At 63.3% G+C, this 19808-nt stretch carries 22 protein-coding genes; 12 read left to right on the top strand and 10 right to left on the bottom strand.

Annotated elements, in window-relative coordinates; genetic code table 11:
- Positions 1-27 precede the first annotated feature (27 nt).
- From QQL24_RS35615 to QQL24_RS35595, 5 genes are read right to left on the bottom strand one after another with little or no spacing between them, the layout of a single operon-like run.
- Entirely contained in the window at positions 28-342 is a 315-nt protein-coding gene (locus tag QQL24_RS35615; protein WP_284317069.1) for an NIPSNAP family protein, read from the bottom strand.
- A 10-nt stretch (positions 343-352) separates the two neighbouring features.
- Positions 353-1828: an aldehyde dehydrogenase gene (locus QQL24_RS35610; protein WP_284317068.1), complete on the bottom strand. Its 1476-nt coding sequence runs from the start codon at positions 1826-1828 to the stop codon at positions 353-355.
- A 12-nt stretch (positions 1829-1840) separates the two neighbouring features.
- Entirely contained in the window at positions 1841-2875 is a 1035-nt protein-coding gene (locus tag QQL24_RS35605) for an LLM class flavin-dependent oxidoreductase (protein ID WP_284317067.1), read from the bottom strand.
- Positions 2872-4632, bottom strand: a complete 1761-nt coding sequence (locus QQL24_RS35600) for an alpha/beta fold hydrolase (protein WP_284317066.1) — start codon at positions 4630-4632, stop codon at positions 2872-2874. Before QQL24_RS35600 ends, QQL24_RS35605 begins: the two co-directional genes overlap by 4 nt.
- Entirely contained in the window at positions 4625-5215 is a 591-nt protein-coding gene (locus QQL24_RS35595) for an amino acid synthesis family protein (protein WP_284317065.1), read from the bottom strand. The genes QQL24_RS35600 and QQL24_RS35595 overlap by 8 nt, the downstream gene beginning before the upstream one ends.
- Before the next feature lie 136 nt (positions 5216-5351).
- Between QQL24_RS35595 and QQL24_RS35590 the strand changes: the two genes are divergently transcribed.
- Positions 5352-6059: a GntR family transcriptional regulator gene (locus QQL24_RS35590; protein WP_284317064.1), complete on the top strand. Its 708-nt coding sequence runs from the start codon at positions 5352-5354 to the stop codon at positions 6057-6059.
- Here the strand turns inward: QQL24_RS35590 and QQL24_RS35585 are convergent.
- Positions 6016-6819 carry an IclR family transcriptional regulator gene (locus QQL24_RS35585; protein ID WP_284317063.1) on the bottom strand — a complete coding sequence of 268 codons (804 nt, stop codon included), beginning with the start codon at positions 6817-6819 and terminating at the stop codon, positions 6016-6018. The genes QQL24_RS35590 and QQL24_RS35585 overlap by 44 nt on opposite strands.
- Before the next feature lie 192 nt (positions 6820-7011).
- On the opposite strand from QQL24_RS35585, the gene QQL24_RS35580 reads away from it, so the two are divergent.
- The 7 genes from QQL24_RS35580 to QQL24_RS35550 all read left to right on the top strand — a co-directional run bounded on the left by QQL24_RS35580 (position 7012) and on the right by QQL24_RS35550 (position 13963).
- A complete protein-coding gene (locus QQL24_RS35580) occupies positions 7012-8079 on the top strand; it encodes an ABC transporter substrate-binding protein (RefSeq protein ID WP_284317062.1) in 1068 nt (355 codons plus the stop codon).
- A gap of 30 nt (positions 8080-8109) precedes the next feature.
- A complete protein-coding gene (locus QQL24_RS35575) occupies positions 8110-9618 on the top strand; it encodes a sugar ABC transporter ATP-binding protein (RefSeq protein ID WP_284317061.1) in 1509 nt (502 codons plus the stop codon).
- The gene (locus QQL24_RS35570) at positions 9615-10580 is read left to right on the top strand and encodes an ABC transporter permease (protein WP_284317060.1); all 966 of its coding nucleotides are present in this window, start codon (positions 9615-9617) and stop codon (positions 10578-10580) included. Before QQL24_RS35575 ends, QQL24_RS35570 begins: the two co-directional genes overlap by 4 nt.
- Positions 10577-11530: an ABC transporter permease gene (locus tag QQL24_RS35565; RefSeq protein ID WP_284317059.1), complete on the top strand. Its 954-nt coding sequence runs from the start codon at positions 10577-10579 to the stop codon at positions 11528-11530. The genes QQL24_RS35570 and QQL24_RS35565 overlap by 4 nt, the downstream gene beginning before the upstream one ends.
- Positions 11527-12471, top strand: coding sequence for an amidohydrolase family protein (locus tag QQL24_RS35560; protein ID WP_284317058.1), 945 nt, complete (start codon positions 11527-11529; stop codon positions 12469-12471). Before QQL24_RS35565 ends, QQL24_RS35560 begins: the two co-directional genes overlap by 4 nt.
- A gap of 122 nt (positions 12472-12593) precedes the next feature.
- Positions 12594-12938, top strand: coding sequence for a RidA family protein (locus QQL24_RS35555; RefSeq protein WP_284317057.1), 345 nt, complete (start codon positions 12594-12596; stop codon positions 12936-12938).
- A 14-nt stretch (positions 12939-12952) separates the two neighbouring features.
- Entirely contained in the window at positions 12953-13963 is a 1011-nt protein-coding gene (locus QQL24_RS35550; protein WP_284317056.1) for a succinylglutamate desuccinylase/aspartoacylase family protein, read from the top strand.
- 128 nt (positions 13964-14091) lie between these two features.
- On the opposite strand, the gene QQL24_RS35545 is transcribed toward QQL24_RS35550, so the two are convergent.
- The 3 genes from QQL24_RS35545 to QQL24_RS35535 all read right to left on the bottom strand — a co-directional run bounded on the left by QQL24_RS35545 (position 14092) and on the right by QQL24_RS35535 (position 15426).
- Positions 14092-14409 (bottom strand): hypothetical protein, encoded by a 318-nt coding sequence (locus QQL24_RS35545; RefSeq protein WP_284317055.1) that lies wholly within the window; start codon positions 14407-14409, stop codon positions 14092-14094.
- A 72-nt stretch (positions 14410-14481) separates the two neighbouring features.
- A complete protein-coding gene (locus QQL24_RS35540) occupies positions 14482-14670 on the bottom strand; it encodes a hypothetical protein (RefSeq protein WP_284317054.1) in 189 nt (62 codons plus the stop codon).
- A gap of 123 nt (positions 14671-14793) precedes the next feature.
- Positions 14794-15426: a CDGSH iron-sulfur domain-containing protein gene (locus QQL24_RS35535; protein ID WP_284317053.1), complete on the bottom strand. Its 633-nt coding sequence runs from the start codon at positions 15424-15426 to the stop codon at positions 14794-14796.
- 238 nt (positions 15427-15664) lie between these two features.
- On the opposite strand from QQL24_RS35535, the gene QQL24_RS35530 reads away from it, so the two are divergent.
- On the top strand, positions 15665-17077 hold the full coding sequence (locus QQL24_RS35530) for an MFS transporter (RefSeq protein ID WP_284317052.1): 1413 nt from the start codon (positions 15665-15667) through the stop codon (positions 17075-17077).
- Positions 17078-17262: 185 nt separating this feature from the next.
- Entirely contained in the window at positions 17263-17574 is a 312-nt protein-coding gene (locus QQL24_RS35525; RefSeq protein ID WP_284317051.1) for a type II toxin-antitoxin system HicB family antitoxin, read from the top strand.
- Between the two features lie 124 nt (positions 17575-17698).
- Here QQL24_RS35525 and QQL24_RS35520 read toward each other — a convergent pair whose 3' ends face one another.
- Positions 17699-18388, bottom strand: a complete 690-nt coding sequence (locus QQL24_RS35520) for an outer membrane protein (protein WP_284317050.1) — start codon at positions 18386-18388, stop codon at positions 17699-17701.
- A 231-nt stretch (positions 18389-18619) separates the two neighbouring features.
- Between QQL24_RS35520 and QQL24_RS35515 the strand changes: the two genes are divergently transcribed.
- Positions 18620-18958, top strand: coding sequence for a Dabb family protein (locus tag QQL24_RS35515; RefSeq protein ID WP_284317049.1), 339 nt, complete (start codon positions 18620-18622; stop codon positions 18956-18958).
- A 157-nt stretch (positions 18959-19115) separates the two neighbouring features.
- On the top strand, positions 19116-19694 hold the full coding sequence (locus QQL24_RS35510; protein ID WP_284317048.1) for a hypothetical protein: 579 nt from the start codon (positions 19116-19118) through the stop codon (positions 19692-19694).
- Positions 19695-19808: the final 114 nt, after the last annotated feature.

Below are 19808 nucleotides of genomic sequence, written 5' to 3'. Positions count from 1 at the left end.
TGTTCTGATAGGCGGTCTCCCTCGGCCTCAGGCCAGGGGAGAGAAACTGGTCGGCTTCAGGATCTTGTTTTCCATGGTCTCGATGAGAGCCTGGATCTTGGGCAGGAAATCCTGCCAGGCTGGGTCAGCCGCGAGCGCTGCTCGGCGGTTCTCGCGATCGTTGAGGTCGGCATAGGCCCAGATGTGGACGATCTCGTTGAGCACACCGATTTCGGAAAAGAAGTAGCCGACGAGCTGGCCCAGATGCCCCCTCTGGATGGCGATCCCCTCTTCATCCACCAGCTTGAGATAGGCCGGCACCGTGCCGGTCCTCAGCCGATAGGTGCGCAATTCGTAGATCATCGCCCCCTCCTCAACGCATCACGAAGGGATCGGGGATCGGATCGTCGCTGGTGCGGATCCACACGGATTTGGTGCGGGTGTAGTCGAGGACCGACTCGCGGCCCCCCTCGCGCCCAAGCCCCGAGAGCCCGTAGCCGCCAAAGGGCACGATGGGCGAGACCGCCCTGTAGGTGTTGACCCAGACAATACCGGCCCTGAGGCTTCGTATGAGACGATGGGCGCGGGTCAGGCTCGCGGTGAACACGCCTGACGCGAGGCCGTAGCGAGTGTCGTTGGCAAGGCCGATGGCCTCTGCCTCCGTGTCGAAGGCGACGACGCTCAGCACCGGGCCAAACAATTCCTCGCTCACGCAGGCCACCGCGTTGTCCCGCGCCCTCACAATCGTGGGCTCGAAGAACCAGCCTTCGTTTCGCCCGGCAGGCCGCTTGCCGCCGCAGACGAGCTCGGCTCCCGCTTCAAGACTGGCGGCCAGGACCTTCTCGATGCGATCGCGCTGCTGGCGCGTGGCCAGTGGCCCCATCTCGGTGCTGGCATCCTGGGGATCGCCGATGCGGATGGCCGCGGCCTTTTGCTTGAGAATGGAGAGAAGGCGCTCCTGCGCCGGGCGCTCGACATAGAGGCGCGAACCGGCGACGCAGCTCTGGCCGCTCGCGGCGAAGATGCCGGCGACCACGGCATTGGCGGCGCTTTCGAGGTCCGCGTCGCCGAAGACCAGCACGGGCGACTTGCCGCCGAGTTCGAGGGTCGTGTGGGCGAGATTCTCCGCCGTGTTGCGCACGATGTGTCTCGCGGTCGCGGGACCGCCGGTGAAGGCGACGCGCGCCACCAGCGGATGGCTGGTAAGCGCCCTTCCCGCCGGCTCGCCAAAGCCGGTGATGATGTTCACCACGCCCTCGGGAAAACCGGCCTCATGCACCAGCCTTGCGAATTCGAGCAGGGGCGCCGGCCCTTCCTCCGAGGCCTTGAGCACCACGGTACAACCGGCGGCCAAGGCCGGTCCGAGCTTCACGGCCGAAAGGAAGAGCTGCGAATTCCACGGCACGATGGCGGCGACGACGCCGATGGGCTCCCGCCGCAGATAGACTTCCATCTCCGCCTTGTCGATCGGCAGATGCGCGCCCTCGACCTTGTCGGCGAGGCCGCCAAAATAGCGGTAATATTCGGCAACGTAACCGATCTGCGCCTTTGTCTCGCGAATGATCTTGCCGGTGTCTCGCGTTTCGAGTTCGGCCAGGCGGCCCGCGTGCTGGGCGACGAGATCACCCAGCTTCACCAGGAGCCTGCCGCGCTGGCTCGCCGTCAAACTGGCCCAGGCCGGATCGAGAAAGGCGCGATGCGCGGCCTTTACCGCGCGATCGACGTCTTCCTCACTGGCCGCCGGCATATCCGCCCAGGTTTTCTCCGTCGAGGGATCGAGGCTCTCGAAGCTTGCGGCCGCGTCGACGAAGGCACCGTCGATGTAGAGCTGGAAACGAGGCCGAGACATGGCGTTCCTCCCTCAGGCGAAGGCCGGCATCACATGCCGGATGAAGAGATCGAGGGACTTCTTCTTCCGCTCATGCGCGATCCCGGAATCGATCCAGATCGAGAACTGATCGAAGCCAAGCACCTCATAGCCCTTGAGCCGCGCGATCACCTCATCAGGCTCCCCGATCACCAGGTTCTTGCGCACAGCCTGCGGTGAATATTGCGGCATGGCAGCCATTTCTTCCGGCGTGAGCGGCTCCATGATGCCTTGCCGAATGGGCCGCTTGTTGAGGAACCACGCGCCGAAGAGACAATAGAAACGGCTGAGATCGTTCGAGAGCCGTTCGCTCTCCTCCGGCGAGTCGGCCACGAATGTGTGCTGCAGCAGCATGATCTTGGGACGCGGCACTTCCGGATGATTGGCGACGGCGGTCTGGAAGCGCTCCATCAGGCTCGAGACCTCGCCATCGCCGGCGGCGAGCGGCGTGACCTGGACATTGCAGCCGGCGGCCACGGCGAAATCGTGGCTGTTGGGATCGCGCGCCGCGATCCAGACCGGAAGATCCGCCTGGATGGGCTTGGGCGAGGCCGTGGTGCTCGGGAAAGTCCAGTATTCTCCCTGATGGGCATAGTCGCCGGCCCAGAGTTTCTTCACCGCCGGCACGAGTTCGCGCATGCGCAGGCCCGCGCCCATGGCGTCGAGCCCAGGCATCAGACGCTCATACTCGAACATGTAGGCTCCGCGCGCGACCCCGAGATCAAGCCGGCCATTGCTGGCGACATCCGTCATCGCCGCCTCACCGGCCAGCTTGATCGGATGCCAGAAGGGGGCGATGACATTGCCGGTCCCGAGCCTGATACGTGAGGTCCGCGCGGCGAGATAGGCGAGCTGGATGAAAGGATTCGGCGCGATGGTGAATTCCATGCCGTGATGTTCGCCGATCCACACCGTCTCGAAGCCGGCCTCTTCAGCGATGCCAGCCAGCTCCCCCAATTCGTCGAAGAGCTCACAGTGCGGCTTCGTCAGATCGGCTCGCTCCATATGGACGAAGAGGGAGAATTTCATGCCGGGCTCCTCGCGCTGAATGGCCTGCCGGATTTGCCGACGCGATGAACGGTGCCTTCATCGGCATTGCCGACATAGACACCGAACTCGTTCTCCTCTCGCTCGCGCACGAAACGGCGCAGCATCGAGCGGACGGCATCGTCCCGCAGGCCAGCCCAGGGAATGTCGTCGAAGGCGAACAGCCGCGCTTGGCCGGGTGCTTCCGGCATGGCCACGATCGAACCGCGATAGTAGATGCGCTGCAGATTGGCCTCGCCCGGCTCCTCGAACACCGCGAAAAGAAAGCCGAGCTCCGCGACGAGACCGAGTTTGGCCAGCACTCCGCGCAGCGACGAGGGGTCGCCACATGGCTCGAGGCTGTGGCCCTCGGGGAGGTCGTAGTGCCCCCCGCCGCGATCGAGGAGAAGCACCGCGCCGTCAGTTTCAAGGATCGCGCCGACATTCGCGCGGCCGCCTGTCGCGGCCAGGGCCTTTTGCGACAGGGCGAAATCGACATAGGCGCCGCGGCAATAGCCGAGTGGATTGCTTTCGCTGCCACCGAAGGCGGCGACCTCACCGATCAGAATGATATGATCGCCGGCATCGACGACATTGTGCGAGCGGCAATCGAACCATGCAGCGGCTTCGTCGATCACCGGACTGCCCGTCGCCTCGCGACGCCATTGCGAGTCCTTGAACTTGTCGGCGGCCTTGGAGGCGAAGAGGCGCGAGACGTCCTTCTGGTGCTCAGCCAATATCGAAACAGCAAAGTGACGCGTATCGGAAAAGACAGGGTAGCTCGAAGCCGTGCGGGCAATGCAGACCAGGATCAGCGGTGGATCGAGTGAGACCGAGCTGAAGGAATTGGCGGTGAAGCCGCGCGGGGTCCCATCCGGTTGAACGGTGGAGACGACGGTGACTCCGGTGGGAAAGGCCCCGAGAGCCCGGCGGAATGCGACAGGATCCGTCGTCGGCCGGGTCAGAAAATCAACCAGGACCTCGTTCACGCGCTTCGGACTGACAAAGGCCATGATGTGACGCTCGCCCGCCAGCACCTCGACGCGCCCGCGCGCCGCTTCCGCCGCCATGCGCTGCGACATGGCGGGCGACGAATTGGCATCGTGTTCGCCCGTAATAAAGAGCGAGGGCATGCGCAGCTGGCCCAGGCGCCCCTCATGAGCCCGGTCCGAGGTCGCGAACAGGCGGTAGGTGCGGGCATAGCCGGTTGGATTGACGCGCCCAAGCAGGTCGCGGACGGCCTGAGCCTGAGGCTCCAGCGCCGAAGGCACGGGTGAGCCAAACCAGCGTTCGATCGCGGCCTCGTTGGAGGCCGGCTCGCTCGCCGCCTCGAAGGCGCGGGCACGTTGCTCGACGCCGGCACGCTCGGCCCGCGTGCGGCAATAGACGGCATTCAGCGCCGTGAGCGAACGACAGCGCTCGGGATGGGTGAGAGCAAATTCGAGGGCTACTAGCGCACCCATGGAATGGCCGACGATATGGGCCTTGTCTATGCCGAACTTGTCGAGCAGCTGGCGCGCCTGCTCGGCATAGTCGGCCAAAGCCGGCTCGGCCGGGGGCAGCGAGGAGCCACCATGACCGAGCATGTCGTAGGCGATCACATCAAACCGGTCACGAAGCGCCTCGAATTGCGGGGTCCAGATCGAGGCATCGAGGCCAACGCCGTGAATCAACAGGACGGGCTCGCCCCTGCCCGAACGGAGAACGCGGGTGACGCCCTCACCCCCGCGGAGTTCATGGGCGAGGCGCCCCTCAAGCATTGTCCGTCGCTCCGAGCTCCTTGAGGTCCTGGTAGCGATCGCCAATCCGGTGGTGCGGACGACCTCCGATCGAGCCTCCGAGCGCCACCACGATTTCGTCTGGCCCCGGTGCGTCAAGGATGGAGAACTGGATCGTCAGATAATGGGAGCGGCGCCCCTCATCGAGCTTGTCCATCATCGGGATGACCACCGGACAGTTCGGTCCTCCGCGCGTGTTGGTGAAGCTGAGATAGCTCTTGGCGCCGACGGCCTTTCGAAAGTGATTGCCGAACCGCAATGTGTGGATCAGCGCCGAGGCGTGTTCGAGTTCCCCCGAAGTCCCCACCACCGCTGCCTTGCCATAGGCCTCGATGGCATCGCCCGAACCGGCGAGCGCCACCATTTGCTGCGTGAGCAATTCGCCGAGATGAGGAGCGATGCGATGGATCGCTGGCTTGAGATCTTCAACGAAGCCCTGTCCTGCCCACGGATTCGAGATGACGGCAGCGGCGGCGAAAAGGCGGAAGGGGCCTGGTACCGCGCGAACACCCTCCAGCTTCACCTCTTCGGCATAGGTCACGATCTTGCGCACGCTGCCTTCCATCCTGCCACCTCAACCAAGGAAATGGACCGCGCTGGCCCTTGTGTGTATGATGGTATACCATAATATCGTCATGTCAAATCAGCTTCCCTTCAACGCGACGATGTGATCCAAACAGCCCTGCAACCGGAACCTTTCGATGAGCGCCGCCGACAGACTAACTCTCCGACAAGAGTCGGACGCCGTTGATGACATGCGCATTGAACGGCCAGGCAAAACCCTGCGGGAATTGACGCTTGAGAAGATGCGCGACGCGATCCTCGATGGTCGCTTCAGGCCGGGCGAAAGGCTGGTGGAACGGAACCTGTGCGAGCGGCTTGCCGTCAGCCGGACCGTGGTGCGGGAAGTCCTGAGGCATCTCGAGACAGAAGGACTGGTCGAAATATTGCCGCAGCAGGGGCCTGCCGTGGCAAGGCCCGATCCCAAAAAGGCGGCGCAGATCTACGAGATCCGAGGCTTGCTGGAAGGAGAGGCAGCGCGGACCTACGCGCCGATCTCCACAGCGGAAGGCGTGGCGCGCCTGGCGGCGTGCATCGACAGGAACGAAGCAGCCTTCGCCGAGGACAACACGAGCCTGGTTCTGAAAGGGACCAACGAGTTCTACGAGGCGTTATTTCATCTGGCGGGCAAGGATGTCGCCTGGTCGATCGTCCAGTCGCTCAACATGCGCATCAATCACTTGCGCGCGTTGACAATCTCCGAGCCGGGCCGAGGCAAGAATGCGATAGCTGAGATGCGAGCTATCCTTGCGGCCATCTCCTCGCATGATGCAGAAGGCGCCTACAGAGCTAGTATCGAACACATCAAATCTGTGGCCGCGCTGGCAGCTCGAAAACTCCAAGTTTAATTCCATGGAGCGACTGAGCTGCGGTCTTGAGGCATTGGAGATAATGCTCGCGATTCCTGATGCCGTCCTCACGGGGCGACACGAGGCAGAGTGTCGCGGCGCAGCGCCCATCGTCCCCCCTGACAGGGACGGCGAAGCAATGCGTGAAACTGTCTACAATGCTGTTGAACGTGAACTCGCCTGCCCTGCCCGCCTGGTGCACTTCCGCAGTGAAACGCTGCGGATCGAGCATTTCCCCATTTGGCAGGCGGAAATCCTCGCGGGGAATAAAGTCTAGGATTTCCTCTTCGCTCATGTCCGAGAGGAGCAGGCGTCCCGATGCTGTCCACGGAATCGGCACGGCGCGGCCAACATCCGACGAGATCCGAAAAGGCCGGACGCCCTCCTTCATGCGCACGACAGTGTATTTGTTGCCGTCGAGCATGCAGAGCTGGGCTGTCTCGCGCGTTTCCTCGGCGATGCGGGCCAGCACCTTGTCGCATTCGCGCATGAAGTCGAAATGATCCTCATAGGCTGCGCCGAGGAAATAGAGCTTGCGGCCGAGATAGACCCGTCCTTCGCCATCCGCATATTCGAGGATGCCGTTGCGCAGCAAAAGGTTCACCAATTCATAAACCGACGATCGCGGCGCACCGATGCGTGCGGCGATCTCGTTGGGCTTGGTCGGCTCGCGTTTCATGCGCAGGAAATCCAGGATCTCGAAGGCACGGTCGAGGCCCCTGGTTCGTCTGGCAATGCCTTCGTCGCTGATTGCGTCCATTCCCTGTCCTACCACACTGCCGCACCGGCATGTTGTGCTGCTTTCCAAAATTTTGATCGAGGCTTGTCAACCCCAAAAATCGGCATATAGTTCGCCATGTCCAGTATTACGACCACATGTCCAATATACCGTACATTAGTTAACGGCCAAAAAAGTGACAAGGCGGTGGTCTCAAAAAAGGGGAACGACACGATGAGAATCTCATTCTTGCAGAGCTTGACGAGCCGCCGCGCCCTGATTGCCGGCGTGGGTGTTGCTGCCATGGCGCTGATGGCCGTCACGGGTTCGGCGCTCGCCGCGTCCAATTGCGTCAAGGGCGATCGCAAGGCGCCTTACCGGGTCGGCTGGGCCAATATCTATTCGGTGCCGACCTGGATGAAGCAGACCGAAGGCACGATCACCGACGAGGTCGCGGCGCTGAAAAGGGAAGGCCTGGTCAAGGACCTGATGATCACCGACGCGCAGGGGAACGCCCAGACGCAGATCCAGCAGATCCAGTCGATGATCGATGCCAATCTGGACGCCATCATCGTCGAAGCCGGCTCCTCCACCGCCCTCGATCGCGTTGTCTCGGATGCCTGCGCCAAGGGCATTGCCGTCGTCAATTTCGACAGCCTCGTCGACACCAACAAACTGACCGCCAAGATCAACACCGACTCCCTCGAGTGGGGCAAGCGCGCCGCCGAATGGATGGTCGGCCAGTTGAAGGGCAAGGGCAAGATCATCATCATGAACGGCCCCGCCGGCGTCTCCGTCAGCGATGACCGTCGCAAGGGCGCCCAGCCGGTGCTCGACGCCAACAAGGGTCTCGAAGTCATTACCGAGACCAACACCGAATACAATGTGGCGCCCGCCCAGGAAGCCATGACGAGCCTGCTCTTCGCGAACCCGCAGATCGACGGCGTCCTTTCGCTGGGCGGCGCCCTGTCGGCCGGCTCCATCCTCGCCTTCGATCGCCAGGGCCGTGACCAGGTGCCGACCAGCGGCGAGAATGCGCGCCAGTTCCTCGAGTTGTGGAAGCAGAAGGGCCTGAAGGGCTGGGCCACGATGCAGCCGAACTGGCTCGGTGCCCTCTCCGTCTATGCCGCCGTGCAGGCCCTGCAGGGGAAGACCATCCCCGCCGTCGTCAAGGTGCCCTTGCCTGTCATCGACGACAGCAACATCGATACCTATCTCGCGCGGGCCGACAAGTTCCCGGCGGATGGTTACATCTATTCCGACTACGACAGGGCCCTCTTCGATAAGCTGCTGGCACAGTGATTACGCCGGCAAGCCGAAGAGAGACTGCCGATGGCCGACCGTCCGCCTTTGCTGGAAGCCCGACAGGTATCGAAGGGCTTCTATGGCAATCCTGTGCTGAAGGGCGTGAGCATCGCCCTTCAGCCAGGCCGGATCCATGCCCTCCTGGGCGAAAACGGGGCGGGTAAGTCCACCCTGATCAACCTGCTGTCCGGTGCCTTGGCCCCGGATGGCGGCGAGATCGTGCTCGACGGCAAGCCGGTACACCGCTTCAGCCCTGCCCTGGCGCGCGCCGCCGGCATCGCCGTCGTTCAGCAGGAACTGAGCCTGACCCCGGAACTCTCGATCGCCGAGAATATCGGGCTGGGCGCCTATCCGCGTCGCTTTGGCCTCATCGACTACAAGGCCCTGGAACGGCGTGTCCGGGATGTCTGCGCCCTTGTGGGATTGACCGAGCCGCTTGACGCACCGGTGGGAGACCTGGCACTTGGCCGGCGCCAGATGGTGGAAATCGCCAAGGCGCTCTTCCGCAAGCCGCGAGTGCTCATCCTCGACGAGCCGACCTCCTCCCTTTCCGGTCATGAGGCCGGAATTTTATCCGCCCTCATCATGAGGCTGCGGGACGAGGGCATCGCACTCCTCTACATTTCCCATCGTCTCGACGAAGTCCGCGCGCTCTGTTCGCATGTGACCGTGCTGAAGGACGGCGTGGTTACGGCCGACCAGCCTCTCGCCGGCGTCGATGCCAAGGGGCTGGTGCGCCTGATGGTCGGACGCGATGCAGGCGATCTGTTCCCTGCCTGGACGGTGCCGACACCGGGCGACGTGCGCATCGATGTCAAGGGCCTTGCCGCCGGCATGGTGCACGATGTCGATTTCGTCGCCCGTTCCGGGGAGATCGTCGGCATTGGTGGCCTCGTCGGGCAAGGCCAGGAGGATTTCCTACTCGGCCTCTATGGCGCCATTCCGGCCTCGGCGGTGAGTGCGACCCTCTGCGGCAAGCCGGGCCTGTTCGCCCATGTCGGTGCCGCCAATGCGGCGGGCCTGGCCTATGTGCCCGCCGACCGCAAGAGAGAAGGCCTGATCCTCCCCCACACCATCGCCTCCAATCTGCTGCTGCCGTCCCTGGACCGGCAGACGCGGCGAGGTTTCAGGGATCGCTTGCGCGAACGCTCGCTCGTCGCCGATCTCGCCCGAAGGCTGACCATACGCGGCGACACCGGCCGCGCCGTGCGGGCCCTGTCGGGCGGCAACCAGCAGAAGGTCGCGCTAGCGAAATGGCTGCCTCTGGAGCCGTCGGTCCTGCTCCTCAACGACCCGACACGCGGCGTCGATATCGAGACAAAGCGTGAGATCTACCTGATGCTGAAGGCCTTCGCCGCCGAGGGCAAACTGGTGATCCTGCTCAGCTCCGACACGCCGGAACTCGTGCATCTCTGCGACCGGGTGCTCGTATTCAGCGAGGGACGCGCGGTCGCCACGCTGGAACGCGATACGATCTCCGAAGAGGCCATTGTCGGCACTGCGATGGGCGTGTCCACGAAAGGAGTCGCGGCATGACGGACAGCGCGCTTTCCTCCAACCTCTATGCCGCGATCCAGCGCCGCCGCAATCGCGGCCTGGGCGGGCTCTACCTGGTCGTGGCGGCTTTCCTGCTTCTCTATGTCTGGCTGTTTCCCGGCATATTGAGTCTCGGCGGCTTTTCGAAATTCACGCAGAACTGGTTTCCCCTGGCGCTGGTCACCATGGCGCAGGCCTTGCTGATGCTGAACGGCGGCATCACCCTGGCGGTTGGCCCCCTGGTCAGCCTGGGCGCCGTGATTGCGGCAACCATGATGGGCGGCCCGGCAGGAACCGCGGGCGGCATTCTTGCGGTTGCGGTCGCGGGGCTGGCCATCGGCAGCCTAACAGGCATGATCGTCGCCTATCTGCGCCTGCCGGCCATCATCGTCACGCTGGCCGGTTCCTTCATCATCACGGGCATCGCCCTGCTGATCCTGCCGCGGCCGGGCGGCTTCATACCCGTCTGGTTCTCGGATCTCCTCGCCGGCGACCAGCCGGTCGCCTTCCTCCTGCTGATCCTGGTGCTGATCGCCTGGAAGCTCTTCCTCGCGACCCCGACCGGGCTCGGCATCTACGCCGCCGGTGACAATCCGGTGGGTGCCTATCATTCGGGCGTGCCGGTCGAGAAGGTCAAGGTCGCCGCCTTCGCCATTTCAGGGCTGCTGGCTGTCCTGGCTGGGCTCTTCGTCGCGGCGCAGACCGGTTCCGGTGACCCGGTGATCGGCAATCCCTTCACGTTAAATTCGATCGCGGGCGCCGTGCTCGGCGGTGTGGGCTTTCTCGGCGGCAAGGGCACCATGCGCGGCGCGATCTGTGGCAGCCTCCTGCTCTCGGTGATGATCAACGTGATGTTCTTCCTCGGCTTTCCGCCGGTCGCCCAATATGTCGCCCAGGGCCTGATCATCGTGGGTGCCGTTGCCATTCCCGAACTCACGGCCCGGTGGAGGCAAAAAAAATGAACGCCGTTTCCTCCGCCTTCAGGGATCTGTTCCGCCATCCTGCGCTGCTGACGCTGATCCTTGTCGCGCTTGTCTGGGTTGTGGCGAGCGTCATGCTCCGGGGCTTCGGCGCCTATGGCCACCTGCGCTACCTGCTTGAGCTCGCCGCCGTGATCGGCATCGCGGCTGCGGGGCAGACGCTCGTCATCATCATGGGCGGCATCGATCTTTCGGTCGGCGCCGTCATCACCGTCACGGCCATCCTGCTGCCGTTGATCTCGCCGGGCTGGGATTCGACAGGCCTTGTCGGTATTTTCCTTGCGCTGGCGATCGCCGCGGGCATCGGTTTGCTGAACGGCGCAGGCGCAGCCTACCTAGGCGTGCCACCGATCATCATGACCTTGGCAATGGCGACCTTCCTGCAGGGCCTACTGGTGATTATTGCCGGAGGCAGTGCCGTCTCCGTGACCAACGGCGCCGTAATCTGGCTCGGCTCAGCAAGGCCCTTCGGCGTACCGGCCGGGATCATATTGTGGGTCATTGTCTCGATCGTCGTGCTCGTCCTGCTGCATCGCATGCCGATGGGCGCCCGCTTTCTCGCACTTGGCGCCAATCCAATCGCCGCGCATCTGTCGGGCGTGAGCATCACCCGCAACATGCTCCTGCTCTATGCCTTGTCCGGCCTGTTCGCCGGAGTTGCCGGCACGTTGATCCTCGGCATGAACAGGCAGGGTTACGTCGGCATCGGCGATCCCTATCTCCTGACCTCCATCGCGGCGGTCGTCCTGGGCGGAACCTCGATCCTGGGTGGCAAGGGCACCTATGCGGGAACGATACCGGGTGCCATCCTCCTGGTGACGACGACTGCGCTGATCACCGTCGTCAATGCCTCGCCCGGCTGGCGTTCGATCATGTTCGGCTCCCTCATTCTGGCCCTGCTGCTCGTGTCCGGCCGCGAGGCCCGCCGATGAGCGGTCTCTATCGCGGGCCGATCATCGATCCGCATCATCATTTGTGGCATTTGGAGATGGGGCGCCACCCCTGGCTCCAGAAGCCATCGGCACCGCACGAGGAGATGATATTCGGCAGCATCGAGCCGATCCGGCGCAATTACGGCGTGGCGGACTACCTTGCCGATACGGCCGGGCAGAACATTGTTGCTACAGTCCATATCGAAGCAGGTTGGTCAGACGACCATCCCCTGGAGGAAAGCCGCTGGATCGACAGCCTCGAGAAGAGCCGAGGCGTCGCGCGGCGAAGTGTTGCGCATGTCGCGCTCGATCGGCCGGATGCCGCCTCGCTTCTGGAAGCGGAGGCCGCAAATGAAGGCGTCGTCGGCATCCGGGATATCGTCAGCTGGCACCCGGAGCCAGCCAAGTCCTTTGCCCGATCCGCAACTCTCATGAGTGATCCCCACTGGCGAAGCGGGCTCGAGGTCGCGACAAGGCTTGGACTGGTTTTCGACCTCATGCTGTTTCCCTGGCAGATGCCGGAGGCCCTCCGTCTCGTCGAAGATTTTCCCAATACCACTTTCGTCCTCAACCACTGCGGCAGTCCCGCGGATCGCAGCCCCGAGGGCATGGCACTCTGGCGCCGCGGGCTAAAGGCCCTCGGACGAGCCGATAATATGCTCATCAAGATTTCAGACCTCGTGGCGTACGACAATGACTGGTCTCTCGAGAGCCTGAGGCAGGTCATCGACCATTGCCTTGCCTGCTTCGGGCCGAAGCGCGCGATGTTCGCAAGCGATTTTCCAGTCGCGAGCCTGCACGCCAGCTTCAGTGAAATCTATGACGGATTCCGCGCCGTGGCCTCGCCGCTAAGTCGGACCGAGCAGCGCGACCTTTTCTTTTCAACGGCCAACCGGACCTACCGGCTCGGCCTGGATGCTCGTGGCGACGGCGAGGATTGATCATGTCAAACCTCCTTCTTTCTTCCGGCTTGATCGACGATCGCGGGCGCGCCTTGCCTGCCGGGCGAGCACGCCTTCCTCTCGACCGTTGATAGTCTTGTCTTTCATCAAGGAATCGATGCATGATCATGCGTTACCAGAAGAGCTTGCGGATGAGCCAGGCGGTCAGCTATGGCGGGCTTGTCTATATTGCCGGCCAGGTCGCGGAGAATCGCAAGGCCGGCGTCGAAGGCCAGACGCAGGATGTGCTGGACAAGATTGGATCCCTGCTCAAGGAAGCCGGCACCGACAAGTCGCGATTGCTGGCGGTCAATATCTTCCTACCGGCTATCGTCGACTTTGACGCCATGAACAGCGTCTACGATGCCTGGATCGACCCTGCCAATCCGCCTGCGAGAGCTTGCGTCGAAGCGCGCCTCGCAGATCCGGACCTGCGTGTTGAGATGACCGCAATCGCCGCGATCTGAGCGCGGAGGGAAAGATGCATACGGGCCTCGTTCATGCCATCGACTTCACCGCCCATGGCCGCCAGAGCGGATATTTGAGCATTCCCTATTCGATCGACCGTTCGCCCTACTATCAGATCAAGGTGCCGTTTCTGCGGGTCAAGAACGGCTCGGGACCAAGCCTCTTGCTGATGGCGGGAAATCATGGTGACGAATATGAGGGTGAGCTTCAGCTTGGCCGGCTGATGCGTCGCCTCGATCCGGCGGTGATCCAAGGCACCGTCACGGTGCTGCCGGCCGCGAACTTGCCGGCGGTCATGGCAGCCAAACGCTGCTCGCCTTTCGACGGTGGCAACCTCAATCGCGCCTTTCCTGGGGATCCGTCGGGAACCCCGACTGCACGGCTGGCGCATTTCCTCGAACACGAACTCTTTCCCCGCCACGATGTCCTGCTGGATATCCATTCCGGCGGCACCTCCATGGCCCATCTCCTGTGCACCCTGATCGAACGCCCGGAAGACGAAGCCCGCTTCGCGCGAGCAAACGAGTTGATGCGGGCCATGGCGCCAAGCCACGCTTTCATCGCCGATAACGGACCGGCGTCGCCAACCTCGATGGGAGCCGCCACGCGGACCGGCATCATAGGCCTCAGCGGCGAATTCGGTGGTGGCGGCACGGTGACGCCCGCGAGCATGGCCTTCACGGCGCGAGCCATCGACAACCTCATGCTGGCTTTGGAAATTGTCGACAAGCCGCTGCTCGGCAGTCTCCCGACGGAACAGCCTGCCTTGCAATTGCTTTCGCTTTCGCGCCACAGCCAGGGCATCTACGCCACCCGCCGAGGCTGGTTCGAGCCGGCGGTGGAACTCGGCGCCCCTGTCGATGCAGGAGGCCTCGCCGGCTGGTACCACGATCTCGAACGCCTGGGGGCGCCCGAGGAGCCGCTGCAATTTGCCGAAGGCGGCATCGTGATCTCACACAGGCTGCACTGCGACAGCCAGGCCGGCGACTGCCTCATGCAGGTGGCTGAGCCGATTAAACTCTAGCATATGGTTCAACGACGGACGGCTCGATGACGATACCATCGTAGCATCGGCGTCGGACCACGGCGGCTTCCGGCACTATTACGGAAAACCGGTAAACGAGGGCACAGTATAGTGCGAATATGCCTCTGCTAATACCGATAAACCGGGCCATAATAGCGCGGCCGATAGTAATAGCGTGGTCTATAATTGTACCGGGGCGGAGCATAATAGACAGGTGGCGGCTCGGCATAATATTCCGGCGCGTAGCGGTATCTCGGCATGCCATAAGGTGCGCTGTTCGGGATGCAGCGGCCGTAGCTCATGTAATAGCCGCGGGCGCAGCCATCCTCGATCGTCTGGACAAGACCGTTATTGGTGGAACCGCCCGGCGCAACGGGCATTGCCAGAGCCGGGCCGCCAGCCAGACCCACGGATGCAACAAAAACAGCAGTAGCAAGGGATTTCATCGCGTACTCCTCTAGGCGGACACACGCACTTTAACACGTTTAGCGTGTATTCGTTCCGGCTTCTGCCGCACCCTATTCGGCCGCGGCGCTCAAATAGGGCCGAACCTGATGCCTGATCGCGTCCAATGTTTCCTGGCTGATCATGCCGTCGGACAGGTAGAAGGAAGCCATCCGGGCGTAGTGGGTAGCGGATGCCGCCGAGGGAGAAGCCTCGAAAAGCTCCCGGGCTTCGTCGAGGGTGCTTGGCACATCATCCGGCATAGGACCTCCGATCGGCTGGACATCTGCCCGTCCATAGGCAGCCTCATGGCACGCGCCAACGATGCCAGGCCCCGGGCTTGGCTGCAATATGTCCGTGCTGTCTTCACGCGAATGCATTTTTTTCTAGGGCGCCTCGAAACCCACTTTCTTGTGCGTCCCGTCGCAATAGGGCTTGTTGCCGGAATGGCCGCAGCGGCAGAGAGCCGTCTGGGTCACGCGATTGGTGTTGCGTCCGGTGCCCGAGGAGATCTCCAGCGCCCCCTTCACACCGAGCGGCCCGTTCGGAAAGGGCGTGATCTCGACCGGGCCCACCAGATCGATGATCTGAAGCGTGCTCTCCAGCGCGGCCGGCTCGCCGCTGGCGATGAAATTACCGGCATGGCTGCCGTCGCAATAGGGCTTGTTCTGCGATAGCCCGCAGCGGCAAAGCGTGGCCCGGAACTGGGCCGGTTCACCCTTGATATGGAGATCGGCATGCACGGCGAGCGGCCCGTTCTCCCGGATCAGGATCCGGTTGGCGCGCGGCGCGGCCTCCTGCGGGCCGGCCTTGCGTATAACCTCAATGGCGCCGGAAGGACAGCTGAGGGCGACATCCATCGCCTCCTCGGCGCTCGCCGCATCGGGGTGGATCCACGCACCCTCGGCATTGGCGCGGAAGACGCCCGGCTGCGTCATGACGCAGCGCCTGGCATGGATGCACCTGCTGCCATCGAACCGGATCGTCACCTCCCTGCCCTCGACAATCTCGATCGCCATCCCCGTTCTCCTCGATGACTTTGCCCGCCCACCAGCAGCGAGCTAGTGTTGCGCGAAAACAGCGCCCGCACCAGTGGAAGAAGCAGCCATCCGCCCTGCAAGACCCGGCGATGACAAAAATGGAAAGACGCCTTGACCTCAACTGCACTTGAAGTTGTAGCCCCGGTATTGGGAAGGCAATCGTGCTTGCCTTCATCGCCTATCTCGGGATGTTTGTGCGCAGGGGCTGGAGAGTTTCATGGAAGGGCAGGCAACGATCGATGCGCGCTGGCAGGAAATGCTGGCGCCGGGTTATGCCGCGGCAACGGCGACATTGTGCCTGGGCGTGGCGCTGTTCGCCTTCAATGGCTTCCTCGTCTCGACCGCCCTGCCCTCCGCCATCGACGAACTCTGCGGAGCGGCCCTGATTTCCTGGTCGTTCAGCCTCTATCTGCTCTTCGCGATTGTCGGCGGCGCCATTGCCGCGTTGGTCAAGGCCCGATTCGGGGCACGAATTGGCCTGCAGGCCGCGGCCCTGCTGTTCACTCTCGGCACCTTGCTGGCGGGCCTAGCGCCCACCATGCCGGTTCTGCTGGCCGGGCGTGTTTTCCAGGGCTTCGGCGAGGGCCTGATCGCGGCGATCTGCTATGCGCTAATTCCGGAGATCTTCCCTTCGCGGCTGGTGCCGAAAGTCTTCGGCGCCGAGGCGATGGTCTGGGCGTGCTCGGCCTTCGGAGGGCCGGTGATTGCCGGAGTGATCAGCGAGACCATCTCCTGGCGGGTGGCCTTCCTGGTCAACGTGCCGCTTTCGCTCCTCTTCATGGGGCTGGTCTTCAAGGTCGTTCCCCGAGCCCGGGATAGGCTCGCCGGCGAGGCCGTGCCTTTCGCCCAACTCGGCGCGATCACCGCCGGCATGCTGCTGGTCATGGTCGCTGATCTCGCGGGCGGCGTCCTCGCCGCGGCGGGGCTGCTCGCCCTCGCGGCGCTCTTCTATACTGGAGCCGTGTGGAGCGACCGGCGGGCAACCACCAGGCTGTTCCCGGCCGGCGCCTTCCGGCTAAGTGGGCCGGCGGGCTTCGGCCTGTGGGTGATCCTGCTGATGCCGATGGCCCAGTCGGCCCCTTCCGTCTATCTGGTCTATCTCATCCAGCATCTGTGGGGCTATGGGCCGACCCTGGCCGGTGCCCTCAATGCCCTCATGGCGATCGCATGGAGCATCACCGCCATCGTGGTGGCCGGCAAGGCATCCTACGCGTTGCGGCGGCGGCTGGTCTGGCTCGGGCCGCTGCTGCTGGTCAGCGGCCTTGCCGCCATCCTTGCGGCGCTGGAATTCGATGTGATCGCCCTTCTGGCGACCGGCCAGGTCCTCATCGGAGTCGGCTTCGGCACGAGCTGGGGCTATCTCTGCCAGGGACTGATGGAGGCAGCGCCGGAAGAAGACCGCAGCCGCACCTCCACGCTGCTGCCCACCCTGCAATCGGCTGCCTATGCCATCGGGGCGGCCTTGCTGGGGCTGGTCGCGAATATGGCCGGCGCGGCCTCCGCAACCTCGCCGGAGGGCCTGCGGCAGGCCATGCTGGTGGTCTTCGTCATCGCGATCGCAATCGCCATTCCCGGCTTCCTCGCAGGCCTGCGTCTGTCGCCCTTGCTCTTCCGCACCCGGCCCAATTAGGGCGCCAGGGGACGGGACCTTGCGTCGGTTCGGCCTCAAACGACAGCCTCGGGCAGCCCATCCGGCTCGACTCTCAGCGCCCTCTCTTCAGGGTGCCGAATTAAATCTGCGTCATGTAGCCGGCTATGCCGACACCTCCCCGCGCGACGGTGTATAGTGCGGCCGCCATCATGGAGGAGGCGTCCATGACACATTATGTTGCTCTGATTGCCGGACAGAATGGCGCGTATGATGTCACCTTCCCGGACTGCCCGGGATGCATTGCCCACGGCCGCACCATTGACGAGGCCCACCGCCGGGCGAGTGCCGAGCTGAGCCGCTGGCTGCGCGACCGGGATGCCAGTCACATCATCAGGCCGGTCGCGCGCTCGCAGGCGACGCTGCTTGCCAATCTGGACTTCGCGGACGCGGTGGCCGATGGCGCGCTGCTGATGAGCGTGGGGGCGAGTGCGCTGCAGAATCCCGCCGTCCACCGGCCGGAGATACGCCAGCAGTAACGCAGCTGCTTCCTGAAGCTACCTTGGCGCGGGGGCATTGCGCCCGCTCGCCACGGACCAGCCCGCGTTGAGGCAATTTGCAGCTTCCATCCGGGACACCCGGCACCGAGCCCGGGTATCCTCCTTAGAACTTGTAGCTGACGCCGGCGGTGGCCGAGGTCTGGTTCCAGTCGGCATTCACCGGCCCGTCTGGCGTCTGATAGCTCTTCTTCTCGAAATCGCTGTAACGCAGCTCGGCCCGGCCGATCCAGCTCGGTGTAAAGGCATATTCAGCGCCGGTACCGATCGTCCAGCCCAGATGGGTGTTCTTGTCGCTGACGCCGCCCACGCTCAGCTTGCCATCGGCAACGGCGAGACCACCGGTGGCATAGAGCAGCACATTGTCGATGGCGTAGCCGGCCCGCAGACGCGCGGAGCCCTGCACATCGCTCTTCAGCCTGAGCACGCCCGTGACGGCGCCACCCTCATAGCTGAAATGGGAGCTGCCCTTCATGCCCGTCGCATCGAGATCCGCCTCGGCACCGAGGACGAATTGATTGATCTGGTAGTTGTAGCCGGCATGCGCGCCGCCGACGAAGCCCTGGAGATTGAACCTGTCGCTGCTGCTACTGCTGCTGGACGCTGGGAAAAGCCTGCTCTGGTCGTCGTCTTCCCGCCCCCAGGCATAGCCGGCATGAAGGCCGAGATAGGGACCGCTCCAGTTGAAAGGCAAAGCGACCGGCGCGGCAGGCTCCGCCGTCTGCGGCGCAAGATCGGCGCCATGGGCGATCGATGCGGCCACGACAAACGAAGTAGCGAGAACAAGTTTCTTCATACTGCTCAACCCTGCCAACGAGCGGACACTAGACAATAGAGGCAGGCATGGCTGTAACTGAAACGCCACAAAGGCGTGAATTCGACCCGGAGAACTTTCCAGATTAATGATACAAGGCAGCCCGTTGCCACCGTGCGGCGAGGTTTGGCCGGCTTGTTTCGGCGAGTGCCGCATTCTCGCCGAAGCTACAGGGAAAGATCGCGGCGGGCCTCGGGCGGCCTCTCTCATGTTTTGGAAATTGCAGATGCAAAGGAGGCACCGATGATCCGTCATTGCGTGTTCTTGCGGTTCAAGAACGACATAGCTGAAGAGACGATTGATGAACTGCTCGCAGATTTTGCCCTGATGAAGAATGTCGTTCCCGGTTTGTCAGCGGTCGTCGCCGGGAAGAACAACAGCCGGGAAGGTCTCGACCGAGGCTTCCGGCATGGTTTCACCATGGATCTCGACAATGAGGCATCGCGGGAGGCCTATCTCAGCCATCCGGCCCGCGCTGCCCTGGCCGAGCGGCTGCTTCCCTGCCTCGATGGCGGCCTGGACGGTGTGATGGTTGCTGATTTCACCTTGTAACCGGGCGAGACGATGCCCGGGAGCAATCGCTGCTTAATGCTTTGTTTCGCTCGATGATCTATGGAGAAGGGCACGCCTTTACGATCACATCCCTGCGGATTCCCGTATGCGCAAAAGACTGCTCGCTGCTTGCGCCTTATTTATCGCTGGCTTGGCGATGCCCGCCCATGCGGAGCCGAGCTTGCCGGGCTTTGCCAATGAGGTGCTCGGCAACCGGGTTGTCAGCGGCAAGGCGTTGAAGAAGGCGCCGGTCAAGACAGTCAAGGCCGGCGATCTCGAAGTGAAGCCGGAGATCACCACCCTCACCGTCATCGCGGCCAAGTTCGGCGGCATGATCCAGCACCATGGCGATGCCGGCGATTCCACCTATTGGCTGTGCTACCTGGTGCCCGGCAAGGAGGCCGTGGCGATCACCTTCGCTTCGGGCGAGATCGGCGGTGACGAGCACGCCGTCACCGTGATCAGCATCGAGAACAGCGCGGCCAGCAGCATCGAGGGATGCAGCGCGGCGCCGGCCGGCCTCACAGGCCTCGATTTCGGTATCCCCGGCCTCGGCAGCAAGCTCGGCGCGATCACCAGGGCGCTCGGCCGCGAAAAGCCCGACACCGCGAACCGCCTGAAATACAACAGCACCACCGCCAGCGCCGACGAAGGCTCGAAGTTGCAGACGCTGACCTACCGGCTGCAAAACGATGTCGCGACAGGTGTCGCGTTCACGCAAGCTTCGACAGACTGAAAAGGAACCATTCCCGCTCTTTTGAGGCATCGAACGGACACGTCGCGTCATCCCGGCCGAAGAGCCGGGATCCATGAACACCATCTTTCCAAGGTTGAGTTCCTGGATTCCGGC

The sequence above is a fragment of the Labrys miyagiensis genome, from assembly GCF_030160835.1.
In the GTDB taxonomy this organism is placed as follows: domain Bacteria; phylum Pseudomonadota; class Alphaproteobacteria; order Rhizobiales; family Labraceae; genus Labrys; species Labrys miyagiensis.
Note: the sequence above shows the minus strand (reverse complement) of the source record. Positions and strands in the feature narration are given on the sequence as shown.

What these genes read in the sequence shown, in the direction of transcription:
- QQL24_RS35615 (WP_284317069.1), bottom strand. Translation starts at nt 342, where the DNA reads ATGATCTACGAATTGCGCACCTATCGGCTGAGGACCGGCACGGTGCCG.
- QQL24_RS35610 (WP_284317068.1), bottom strand. Translation starts at nt 1,828, where the DNA reads ATGTCTCGGCCTCGTTTCCAGCTCTACATCGACGGTGCCTTCGTCGAC.
- QQL24_RS35605 (WP_284317067.1), bottom strand. Translation starts at nt 2,875, where the DNA reads ATGAAATTCTCCCTCTTCGTCCATATGGAGCGAGCCGATCTGACGAAG.
- QQL24_RS35600 (WP_284317066.1), bottom strand. Translation starts at nt 4,632, where the DNA reads ATGCTTGAGGGGCGCCTCGCCCATGAACTCCGCGGGGGTGAGGGCGTC.
- QQL24_RS35595 (WP_284317065.1), bottom strand. Translation starts at nt 5,215, where the DNA reads ATGGAAGGCAGCGTGCGCAAGATCGTGACCTATGCCGAAGAGGTGAAG.
- QQL24_RS35590 (WP_284317064.1), top strand. Translation starts at nt 5,352, where the DNA reads ATGAGCGCCGCCGACAGACTAACTCTCCGACAAGAGTCGGACGCCGTT.
- QQL24_RS35585 (WP_284317063.1), bottom strand. Translation starts at nt 6,819, where the DNA reads ATGGACGCAATCAGCGACGAAGGCATTGCCAGACGAACCAGGGGCCTC.
- QQL24_RS35580 (WP_284317062.1), top strand. Translation starts at nt 7,012, where the DNA reads ATGAGAATCTCATTCTTGCAGAGCTTGACGAGCCGCCGCGCCCTGATT.
- QQL24_RS35575 (WP_284317061.1), top strand. Translation starts at nt 8,110, where the DNA reads ATGGCCGACCGTCCGCCTTTGCTGGAAGCCCGACAGGTATCGAAGGGC.
- QQL24_RS35570 (WP_284317060.1), top strand. Translation starts at nt 9,615, where the DNA reads ATGACGGACAGCGCGCTTTCCTCCAACCTCTATGCCGCGATCCAGCGC.
- QQL24_RS35565 (WP_284317059.1), top strand. Translation starts at nt 10,577, where the DNA reads ATGAACGCCGTTTCCTCCGCCTTCAGGGATCTGTTCCGCCATCCTGCG.
- QQL24_RS35560 (WP_284317058.1), top strand. Translation starts at nt 11,527, where the DNA reads ATGAGCGGTCTCTATCGCGGGCCGATCATCGATCCGCATCATCATTTG.
- QQL24_RS35555 (WP_284317057.1), top strand. Translation starts at nt 12,594, where the DNA reads ATGATCATGCGTTACCAGAAGAGCTTGCGGATGAGCCAGGCGGTCAGC.
- QQL24_RS35550 (WP_284317056.1), top strand. Translation starts at nt 12,953, where the DNA reads ATGCATACGGGCCTCGTTCATGCCATCGACTTCACCGCCCATGGCCGC.
- QQL24_RS35545 (WP_284317055.1), bottom strand. Translation starts at nt 14,409, where the DNA reads ATGAAATCCCTTGCTACTGCTGTTTTTGTTGCATCCGTGGGTCTGGCT.
- QQL24_RS35540 (WP_284317054.1), bottom strand. Translation starts at nt 14,670, where the DNA reads ATGCCGGATGATGTGCCAAGCACCCTCGACGAAGCCCGGGAGCTTTTC.
- QQL24_RS35535 (WP_284317053.1), bottom strand. Translation starts at nt 15,426, where the DNA reads ATGGCGATCGAGATTGTCGAGGGCAGGGAGGTGACGATCCGGTTCGAT.
- QQL24_RS35530 (WP_284317052.1), top strand. Translation starts at nt 15,665, where the DNA reads ATGGAAGGGCAGGCAACGATCGATGCGCGCTGGCAGGAAATGCTGGCG.
- QQL24_RS35525 (WP_284317051.1), top strand. Translation starts at nt 17,263, where the DNA reads ATGACACATTATGTTGCTCTGATTGCCGGACAGAATGGCGCGTATGAT.
- QQL24_RS35520 (WP_284317050.1), bottom strand. Translation starts at nt 18,388, where the DNA reads ATGAAGAAACTTGTTCTCGCTACTTCGTTTGTCGTGGCCGCATCGATC.
- QQL24_RS35510 (WP_284317048.1), top strand. Translation starts at nt 19,116, where the DNA reads ATGCCCGCCCATGCGGAGCCGAGCTTGCCGGGCTTTGCCAATGAGGTG.